Annotated in this window: 6 protein-coding genes and 1 tRNA gene; 2 read left to right on the forward strand and 5 right to left on the reverse strand. The window is 66.1% G+C overall.

What is annotated here, in order from left to right; all coding sequences use genetic code 11:
- From MTR65_RS11865 to MTR65_RS11875, 3 genes are all read right to left on the reverse strand, one after another.
- The coding region (locus MTR65_RS11865; RefSeq protein WP_243800400.1) for a DUF4350 domain-containing protein at positions 1-1,152 on the reverse strand (1,152 nt) is incomplete at its 3' end.
- A complete protein-coding gene (locus tag MTR65_RS11870; RefSeq protein ID WP_243800402.1) occupies positions 1,149-1,829 on the reverse strand; it encodes a hypothetical protein in 681 nt (226 codons plus the stop codon). The genes MTR65_RS11870 and MTR65_RS11865, both read right to left, overlap by 4 nt.
- A 114-nt stretch (positions 1,830-1,943) precedes the next feature.
- The gene (locus tag MTR65_RS11875) at positions 1,944-2,837 is read right to left on the reverse strand and encodes a prephenate dehydratase (RefSeq protein WP_243800404.1); all 894 of its coding nucleotides are present in this window, start codon (positions 2,835-2,837) and stop codon (positions 1,944-1,946) included.
- A 206-nt stretch (positions 2,838-3,043) separates the two neighbouring features.
- Here MTR65_RS11875 and MTR65_RS11880 point away from each other — a divergent pair, with 206 nt between their 5' ends.
- Positions 3,044-3,691, forward strand: a complete 648-nt coding sequence (locus MTR65_RS11880) for a c-type cytochrome (protein WP_243800406.1) — start codon at positions 3,044-3,046, stop codon at positions 3,689-3,691.
- Positions 3,692-3,975: 284 nt separating this feature from the next.
- Here MTR65_RS11880 and MTR65_RS11885 read toward each other — a convergent pair whose 3' ends face one another.
- A complete protein-coding gene (locus tag MTR65_RS11885) occupies positions 3,976-4,635 on the reverse strand; it encodes an RlmE family RNA methyltransferase (protein ID WP_243800407.1) in 660 nt (219 codons plus the stop codon).
- On the reverse strand, positions 4,632-6,083 hold the full coding sequence (locus MTR65_RS11890; protein ID WP_243800410.1) for a Ppx/GppA phosphatase family protein: 1,452 nt from the start codon (positions 6,081-6,083) through the stop codon (positions 4,632-4,634). Before MTR65_RS11890 ends, MTR65_RS11885 begins: the two co-directional genes overlap by 4 nt.
- Positions 6,084-6,230: 147 nt before the next feature.
- On the opposite strand from MTR65_RS11890, the gene MTR65_RS11895 reads away from it, so the two are divergent.
- Positions 6,231-6,304: transfer RNA gene (locus MTR65_RS11895), tRNA-Gln, on the forward strand.
- Positions 6,305-6,718: the final 414 nt, after the last annotated feature.

Below are 6,718 nucleotides of genomic sequence, written 5' to 3' on the forward strand. Positions count from 1 at the left end.
CCGTGCGCGCGCGCGCGCCGCGTAGGGCTCGCGCAGCAGGTGATAGCGCCGCGATCGGCGCACCAGCCCGGCCGCGTTGGCGACAAGCGCCTGCTTGCCGAACGCCAGGGCCCGCTCGGGCGTGGCAGGCGGGCCAAAGCGTACGAAACCGCGCCAGCCAACCAGCAGTGCGGCCAGCAGCAGGCACAGGCTCACGCCTGCAAAGGGCGGGGTCACCGCCAGCGTGAGGAGGTTCTTGGTCTGCCCAAAGCCATTCAGCGTGAGGTCGAAGACGATGGGCCCGTCCTCGTAGATCTCGAGCCTCTCGAACAGGTCCTCGATCAGCGCGGCACTTTGCGGGCGGGCCATGCCGAAATTGTCGAGAAGATCGGGCTCGAAGACGAGCACGAGCGGGTAGCGGTCCTCATCGTCCACTTCGCTGCGGCGCGGGCGCTGCGCGACCTCTTCCAGGTCGGGATAGCTGCCGCCATCGTCGAGAAGTGCGGCAAGGATCTGCCCCTTGCCATTGGTCACCAGAGGAATGAGCCGCTCGCCCTCCCCCCAGGCCAGGACATGGTCCTGCGGCAGGCGCCCGGCCACGCCCAGCCCCTTCCAGCGCGCGGGATCGTCTTTCTGCGCCGAAGCCTTCTCCTCGGAACCCCGGCCCAGCCCGACCGCGACGTCATCAAGGAAGCCGCGCCACTCCGGAGGGCGGGCCGAAACCAGGTTCACCCAGCCGCGCTCGGCCTTTTCCTCGCTGCGCTGCTTGTCCGTCACCGGCGCCGCCACCCACTTGGGCGCGACGACCAGCGTTGCCCCCTTGTAGCGATGCGCAGAGACGATGCGGTCGATTTCGCGTCCGTCGGCATCGGCGGGCGGGGTCAGGATAAGCAAGCCATCGGGATTGAGATCGTCCGGGCCGTGGCCCATGTCTATATCGTAGCCGCGCGCCTCCAGATACTGCGCCATGGCGGCATAGCCGTTCAGTCCCCGGCCCTGGGCATGGCCGCCCCCGTCATTGCCCGAGCCGAAGCCCGTCCCCGTGCCGATCATCCACAAGAGGAGGACGAACAGCGCGCCGCCCGCCAGCACGATGCCCAGCACCGCACGGCGCGAGAAGGGGTTGGGCTGCGCGCTCGCAGGCCCCGCGACAGGGATCGCATGGGAACTCATGCCGCGGGCGTCCCTTCGTGGAAGTGCAGCCGGGCAAAGTCGGCATAGGCCTCGCGCGCAGCCTGCCAGTCGCCCGCGTCGAGGTCCCGCAGCGCGAACAGGCTGCGCTCGACCCGCTCGGCAATGACCGTGAAGGCCCGGCGCCCGGCCTCGGGCAGGACCTGCAGCCCTGCAATCTCGCGCGCGGTGGACGCAGGCCCCAGCCAGTCCGGCCGCTGGTCGGAAATCTGGCGCACACTGCGGCGCAGGAGCAGGTGCGTGGCCTCGCCGTAGCGCCCTTCTGCCGCCAACCGGTCCGCATCGGACAGGAGCGCCTCGGCCTCGGCCCGCACGGGCACCCAGGCTTCCGGTTCCTCGCCAACGCTGCGCAAGCGGCGGTTCTCCCACCAGACCGAGCCGATCCGCCACAGCACGTAGAGGAGGAGAAGCGCCGCAAGCGACAGGAGGACCCACTGGAAGATGCCCCAGGACATACCCAGCAGGCGTCCGATGGGCGCAAAGATCGCCTCGAGAATCCGCCCCAGGACCTGCAGCCAAGCAGGCGTCTCCGGAATCGGCACTTCGGGATGGGGCACGGGCGCGAACTGGATCTCGCCCGAGGCACGCACGGCTTCCCAGTCGGCGCGGGCCTGTGCCGCTGCGGACCCTGCCGCGATATGATCCGCTCCGACGCTCACCTGTGTCTAGTTGGCATGGGGGGTCCGGCGGCGCAAGAAGCCCCTGCGCCATTCCCGGCAAAAGCACTTCAAAAGCCGACGAAAATCACCGCCCAGCTAGACCAAGCAGAGGCCTTACCCGCGCGGACGGGCAAGCCGGTAGGTGCCGAGCGGGCGCACGTACTTGCAGTGGAACGCCAGCTCCTGCATCGCCCGGTCCACGCGCTCCTCGCCCGGTGCGCCTTCGATATCGACGTAGAACTTCGAGGCCGCGAAGCTCGCGCCGGTCTGGTAGCTTTCCAGCTTGGTCATGTTGACCCCGTTGGTCGCAAAGCCGCCGAGTGCCTTGTAGAGCGCGGCCGGCACGTTGTTCACCTCGAAGATGAAGGTCGTCATCGTCTTCTGGCCCTGCAACGTGAAGGGATCGAGCGGCTCGCGCGCCAGCACCACGAAGCGCGTGGTGTTGTCGTCCGCATCCTCGACATTGTCCTCCACGATCTGCAGGTCGTAGAGCTCGGCCGCCAGCTTGGGCGCGATCGCGGCCAGCGTGGGATCGCCCATCTCGCGCACGTAGGCCGCGGCCCCCGCGGTATCGGCATAGGCCATCGGCACGATGCCCTTCTCGCGCAGGTAACGGCGCGACTGGCCGAGCGCCTGCGGGTGGCTGTAGGCCGCCGTGAACGGCCCCTGCCCCAGCGCCATCAGCGCGTGGTTGATCGGGGTAAAGTGCTCGCCCACAATCGAAAGCCCGCTTTCGGGTAGCAGGAAGTGGATATCGGCCACGCGCCCGTGCTGCGAATTCTCGATGGGGATGATCGCCCGTTCGGCCCGCCCGTCGCGCACCGCATCGAGCGCATCCTCGAAGGAGAAGCAGGGCAGCGGCAGGCACTGCGCGTCGTACTCGAGCGCGGCGCGGTGCGAATTGCACCCCGGCGCGCCCTGAAACGCGACAGCGCGGTTCGGCGCGGCAACAGCCGCATCCGACATGGAGGAAACCTGTGCGAGGGCGGGTTTGGGATAGGAGCTCATGGTGCGCGCGCGTTTACGGCGCTTTTCCGCCATGCGCAACGCAAACCGGCATGCCCGCAAGGCCCGTCATGCAACCGGACCGAACAATCTGCAACTTCGTGAAATGCGCAATCGGTCTTGCGCTCAAAGCCCCGGAACACTAGAGCCCAATGCCATAAAGAGCGAAAATACGTTTAAAGGTGGGGGCATTGCGAGGGGCTTTGTGAATGGATAATCGTTTCAATACCATCGCGGGCTGGGTGCTTGGGGCAGGCGCACTTGGCCTGGGTCTGACTATCGTCAGTTCGATGTATTTCGGTGCCGACAAGCACCACCGTCCGGAAACCATGGGCTACGCCATCGAAGGCGTCGAGGTCGAATCGGAAGATTCGGGCGAAGTGCCGTTCGCGACGCTGCTGGCCAGCGCCGATCTTGCCAAGGGCGAAGCGTCCTTCGCCAAGTGCAAGTCCTGCCACACCATCGAATCGGGCGGCGCCAACGGCATCGGCCCCAACCTGCACGGCGTTGTCGGTGAAGGCGTGGGCGCGGGCGCAGGCGGCTTTGCCTTCTCCGACGCGCTCAAGAGCGTGGGCGGCGAATGGACGTTCGACAAGTTGAACGAGTGGCTGACCAGCCCCAAGGCCTTCGCGCCGGGCACCAAGATGACCTTCGCCGGTCTCGCCAAGCCCGAGGAACGCGCCAACCTCATCGCCTGGCTCAACACCCAGGGCTCGAACCTGCCGCTTCCCGAAGCGCCTGCGGCCGAAGAACCCGCCGAGGATGAAGCCACGGACGCAGAAGCCGCCGAAGGCGAAGCTGTCGCCGAAGAGGTTGCCGAGGAACCCGCTGCTGCCGAAGACGCCGTCGTCGAGTAAGCCTGTGGCATGATGATATCCGGTGCGCTTCGGCGCATCGGTGGAAAACGGTCCGCGAACGTCACCGAGTCGTTCGCGGACCGTTTTCGTCTGCATGGCAGCAGAACAGTGGAAGTAAGGATCAAGACAAGGGGTCATCACTCCTTGACCCCATAACCGTCTGCCTCACCTCTCGCCGCCACCGTAGCTGGCAGAAGGTGAGGCAGTTGGTTTGGGGAGCCCGAGAGCGATGGCCCTCGGAAACATCCTTTTTCGGATTTCTGGATCTCTCCAAGGAGGGGCTCTTACCCCTTGAACCCCTTGGCAATCACGTACCACTCCGAGGAGTCCTTACGGCTCGCGGGCGGCTTGGCGTGCTTGACGCTGGTAAAATGCTTCTTGAGCAGCCCGAGGAGCTGCGCATCGGTGCCGCCCGCCAGGACCTTGGCGACGAAGGCGCCGCCGGGCGCCAGCGTCTGGATCGCAAAGTCGGCCGCGGTCTCCACCAGGCCCATCGTGCGCAGGTGATCGGTCTGCTTGTGCCCCACGGTGTTCGCCGCCATGTCCGAGAGGACCAGGTCCGGCGCGCCGTCAAGCGCTTCCTCCAGCGCAGCGGGCGCTTCGTCGGCCATGAAGTCCATCTGGAAGATCGTCACGCCCTCGATCGGCTCGGTGGGCAGGAGATCGATGCCCACCACCGCCGCTTTCGGGCACTTGAGGCGTAGCACCTGACTCCAGCCGCCCGGCGCAATGCCCAGGTCAACCGCGCGCGTCGTGCCCTTGAGCAGATCGAACTTCTCGTCGAGTTCGATCAGCTTGTAGGCCGCGCGGCTGCGATAACCATCCGCCTTGGCCTTCTTGACATAGGGATCGTTAAGCTGGCGGGTCAGCCAGCGCGCCGACGAGTTGGTCCGCTTTTTGGCGGTCTTGAGGCGTTCGCCCGGATCGCGTCCCGAACGGCTCATCGCCCTGCCCCTGCACGCGTCATCGCGTCCCTTTCCGTATGTGTGGGCGCCCCTGCGGACGGCCGTGTTGTCTGCGACGAGATTAGGCTGCGCAGGATTCCCTCGCGGATGCCACGATCCGCAACGCCCAGGCGCTCGGCGGGCCATAGGTCGAGAATCGATTCGAGGATAGCACATCCGGCCACGACCAGGTCCGCGCGCTCCTTGCCGATGCAGTTAAGCTCACGCCGGTCCTCGATCGCCATGGTCGAAAGGCGCGTGCTGATATCGCGCATCGACCGCGCGGGCACGATCAACCCGTCGACCATGCGCCTGTCGTATTGCGGCAGTTCCAGGTGCAGGCTGGCCAGCGTCGTGACGGTACCGCTCGTGCCCAGAAGCCGCAGCGGACCGTTGCGCCCGGCGCTGCCCCGCGCACCCGAGATACGCTGCGCAAAATCGGCGAAACTCTCACTGACGAGGCTGTGCATGTGGCGATAGCGCGCAAGACGCTCGGCCTCACAGGCCCCTTCCGGGCCCACGCTTTCGGTGAGCGAAACCACGCCCCAGGGCACGCTCTGCCAGTCAAGGATGCGCGGCACCGTCCCGGTACTCTCGATCAGCACCAGTTCGGTCGATCCGCCACCGATGTCGAAGATCATCGCTGGCCCCATGCCTTCCTCGAGCAGCACGTGGCAACCCAGCACGGCGAGGCGCGCTTCCTCGCGCGCGCTGATGATGTCGAGTGCGATCCCCGTCTCCTGGCGCACGCGCTCGATGAACTCGGGCCCGTTCTCCGCCCGGCGGCAAGCCTCGGTCGCGACCGAGCGCGCCAGATGGACATTGCGCCGCATGAGCTTCTCAGCACAGATCTTGAGCGCAGCGAGAGTGCGGTCCATGGCCGCATCCGAGAGCCGTCCCGACTGCGCCAGCCCCTCACCCAGCCGGACAACGCGGCTGAACGCGTCGATCACCGTGAAGTGCTGGCCGGACGGCCGCGCGATCAACAGGCGGCAGTTGTTCGTACCCAGATCAATCGCGGCAAAGGACTGACGTGACGCGCCCTCGCGTCCATTGCCACTCGCCAAGGCCTTGGGGCCCGGCACCTTGCGATCGGACACCCCGCCGCCACCTGACCACTCGGAAGATGCCTTGCGCACGCTTGCGCGCCCACGCGCCAACTCGCGCGGGGACGCATCGCCAGATCCATCGCGTGCCTGGGACGCACGGCCTTCGCCGGAGCGCCGACGGGACGCACCGCGCCCGCCATTGTCGGGACCAGAGCCCCTCTTCTCGTTTCGTTCGCGCGGCACTGCGCCTGCCACGGGCACGGACGTCGCCTGCGACGCTCCCTTGCCCACGGCTGCCCCGTTCGCGGACCTGGAAGACTTCCCCTTCCGGCCCTTGCGCCGCTTGGAAGCGCGGCGCGGGACATCGACTTTCGCGGCCGGCGGATCATGCTCCGCCATTTTCACCAAATCTCGTTCAAATCTTCCCACCCTGGCGGTGGGCACCTGACGCGATGCTAACCGCCCGCGGACAAAGGAGCAAGCCCGATGCAAATTTCCCCTTGACCCGAATCACACCACCCCCTAGAGGCGCCTCTCCAACGATGATGCCCCGTCGTCTAATGGTAAGACTACGGATTCTGATTCCGTCTATCGAGGTTCGAATCCTCGCGGGGCATCCAACATTACGGCAAACAATCGCTATTTTTCAGCGCCTTAGTGAGCGCTAGCGGCGAGCCGTTACCAAGCCTTTTACCCATTTGAAGCTTCGCAAGCTATTCAGCATGCGACCGTTCCCGCCCGCCCTTTGAGCCTGCGTGGAAGCTCCAGACTGCGAACCCCGCAGGACCGAGCGAGACTCCCCAATTAGCCTACTCGCGGACCATCAACATTCGCGCATGATTGAACGGCCTCAACACCCCCACCCCACCCTGTCGGCAGCGAAGCTAAACGCACTGCGGCCAGCGGCGAGAACGGCCAAGGCAGCAGCGCTTACAAGGTAAGCTGCGACATCGAAGGCGCTGGATCACGTCAAGCTCGAGCCAAGAGCCCTAGGTCGCGTTGACAAAATGCTTCAACCATAGCCTTGCGGCGGC

The organism is Novosphingobium mangrovi (genome assembly GCF_022818885.1).
Lineage (GTDB): Bacteria > Pseudomonadota > Alphaproteobacteria > Sphingomonadales > Sphingomonadaceae > Novosphingobium > Novosphingobium mangrovi.

Coding starts and splice junctions, on each gene's coding strand:
- MTR65_RS11890 (WP_243800410.1), bottom strand. CDS start 6,083: ATGGCGGAGCATGATCCGCCGGCCGCGAAAGTCGATGTCCCGCGCCGC.
- MTR65_RS11880 (WP_243800406.1), top strand. CDS start 3,044: ATGGATAATCGTTTCAATACCATCGCGGGCTGGGTGCTTGGGGCAGGC.
- MTR65_RS11885 (WP_243800407.1), bottom strand. CDS start 4,635: ATGAGCCGTTCGGGACGCGATCCGGGCGAACGCCTCAAGACCGCCAAA.
- MTR65_RS11875 (WP_243800404.1), bottom strand. CDS start 2,837: ATGAGCTCCTATCCCAAACCCGCCCTCGCACAGGTTTCCTCCATGTCG.